The organism is Isoptericola sp. NPDC057191, from assembly GCF_042670225.1.
Taxonomy (GTDB): domain Bacteria; phylum Actinomycetota; class Actinomycetes; order Actinomycetales; family Cellulomonadaceae; genus Isoptericola.
This window is the reverse complement of record NZ_JBHUWC010000304.1, coordinates 1-1,951: the sequence shown is the minus strand read 5'-3', so window position 1 is coordinate 1,951 and position 1,951 is coordinate 1. Positions and strand designations below refer to the sequence as shown.

At 73.9% G+C, this 1,951-nt stretch carries 3 protein-coding genes; 2 read left to right on the top strand and 1 reads right to left on the bottom strand.

Annotated features, from left to right (window positions below):
• Nucleotides 1–373 (top strand): DUF779 domain-containing protein (locus ACFT55_RS20055; protein ID WP_380245617.1); only part of this gene is annotated, 373 nt, incomplete at its 5' end.
• Nucleotides 374–396: 23 nt separating this feature from the next.
• Here the strand turns inward: ACFT55_RS20055 and ACFT55_RS20050 are convergent.
• A complete protein-coding gene (locus tag ACFT55_RS20050; RefSeq protein WP_380245616.1) occupies nucleotides 397–762 on the bottom strand; it encodes a DoxX family protein in 366 nt (121 codons plus the stop codon).
• Between the two features lie 174 nt (nucleotides 763–936).
• Between ACFT55_RS20050 and ACFT55_RS20045 the strand changes: the two genes are divergently transcribed.
• Nucleotides 937–1,935: a hypothetical protein gene (locus tag ACFT55_RS20045; protein ID WP_380245614.1), complete on the top strand. Its 999-nt coding sequence runs from the start codon at nucleotides 937–939 to the stop codon at nucleotides 1,933–1,935.
• Nucleotides 1,936–1,951: the final 16 nt, after the last annotated feature.

The window sequence follows — 1,951 nt, the reverse complement described above, 5'->3', positions numbered from 1 at the left end:
CGGGCTCCTCGCCCGGCTGCGGCGTCAGCACGGCGAGCTGATGTTCCACCAGTCCGGCGGCTGCTGCGACGGGTCCAGCCCGATGTGCTACCCGGACGGCGACTTCCTGCTCGGGGACGCCGACGTGCACCTGGGAGACCTGGTCGTGACCGACGGCCCGGTCGGCGAGGCCGGGGCGACGGGGGAGGCGTTCACCGTGCCCGTGTGGATGAGCCGCGCGCAGTTCGAGTACTGGCGGCACACGCACCTGACGATCGACGTGGTGCCGGGGCGGGGCTCCGGGTTCAGCGTGGAGGCGCCCGAGGGGGTGCGCTTCCTCATCCGCTCGCGGCTGCTCACCGACGCGGAGTCGGTCGCGCTGGCGGGGCCCTGACGTGAGAGCGCGGGCCGGTGTCGTCACCAGCCGGCGAAGCGGCCGACGGCGACGAACGCTGCGGCGAGCAGCAGGAGCACGTTGATCCACAGCTGCCCGAGCTCCCGGCGGCGCACGTGCACCCCGATCGCCAGCGCCTGCAGCACCGCGAGGCACGTCGCCGCGACCGGGGTCAGCCAGTGCAGGACGCCGGTGGCCTGCGGCAGGACGAGACCGAGCGCGCCGGCGATCTCCATGAGGCCGATGAACCGGACGACGACGCCGGGGAAGTCCTCGACCCAGCCCATGGCCGACCGCAGCCGGTCGCGGCTGCGGGTGAGCTTCCCGACACCTACGGCCAGGTAGAGCAGGGCCAGCAGCCCGGCGGCGACCCAGAGTCCCACGTTCATCCCGTGCCTCCTCGCAGCAGCAGCTCGACGGCGAGCGGCGGCGGTGCCTGATGTTCGTGCACGGTGCGGAGCGGCGACGCCGTCGTGCCTGGTCCGGAACCTAGCGCGCCGACGTCGCGACGGGAACGACCCCGCCCGTGGTGTCGGAGGGTCCGCGCCCGATATGTTCTGCGGGTGACCCGAGAGACCCTCCCTTCCCTGTCCGCGCTGCCCGCGTGGCTCGTGCCGTCCGTCTACCTCCACTGGTCGACCGACTGGCTCACGGAGTCCGTCGCGATCGCGACCCGCTCGCCGGAGCACCGGCTGCCGGGCGGGCCCGACGGGCCGCAGCGGGGCGACGTGGTCGTGACGGTCCTCGGGGACGCGGGCGTCGTCGCGGCCGTGGAGCTCATGGGAGCCACCCACGGCGAGAGCTGGGTGAGCGACGACCTCTTCGGTCCCGACCGCCCGATCGTCTGGGCCGACCTGTTCGACGGGGCGGACACCTACACCGGGTCCTCCGGCTGGCTGCCGCCTGAGCACGCGCGGCTCGTGCTCGACGGGGTCGCCGAGCAGTTCCGCGGCGGCCCGGTGCACACCCTCGACCCGGGCGACTGCGGCGCCGGCGCGACCGCGCCGGACGTGCACGCCCTGCGCATCCTCGGCCACCGTGCCGTCACCGGCTGGTCGATGCGGCGCGAGGAGCGCTGCGCCACCTGCGAGCGGTTCGTCGACGTGCACCGCATGCAGGCGCACGACGACGGTGCCGTCCGGCTCGGCACGACCACGGCCGGTGGTCGCACCCTCGAGCAGCTCGTGCGCGACGTGCACCTGCTGTGCGAGCAGTGCCACGACCTCATGCACGCGCACTCCGTCTCGTCGCAGCGGGCGCGCATGCGCCCGCAGTGCCCCGGCTGCGGAGCGCGTGGCAAGACCAAGCGCATCGTGTGGGGCATGACGTTCCAGGACGACGTGATGAACGCCGAGCCCGACGTCGTCTACGGCGGCTTCGAGGTGCCCGTGCCGACGCCGGAGTGGTACTGCACCGAGTGCCACGCGAACTTCGCGAGCAGCGTGATCGCGTCGCGCGCGCTCACCTCTGCGGAGACGGGCGGCAGCGCCGGCGTCGTCGCCGTCACGGGGTCGCTGTCGGTCGTGCCGGACCTGCCGGACGACGACGAGCCCGCCGCCTGACGGCCGGCTCCGTACC

What these genes read in the sequence shown, in the direction of transcription:
- ACFT55_RS20050 (WP_380245616.1), bottom strand. Translation starts at nt 762, where the DNA reads ATGAACGTGGGACTCTGGGTCGCCGCCGGGCTGCTGGCCCTGCTCTAC.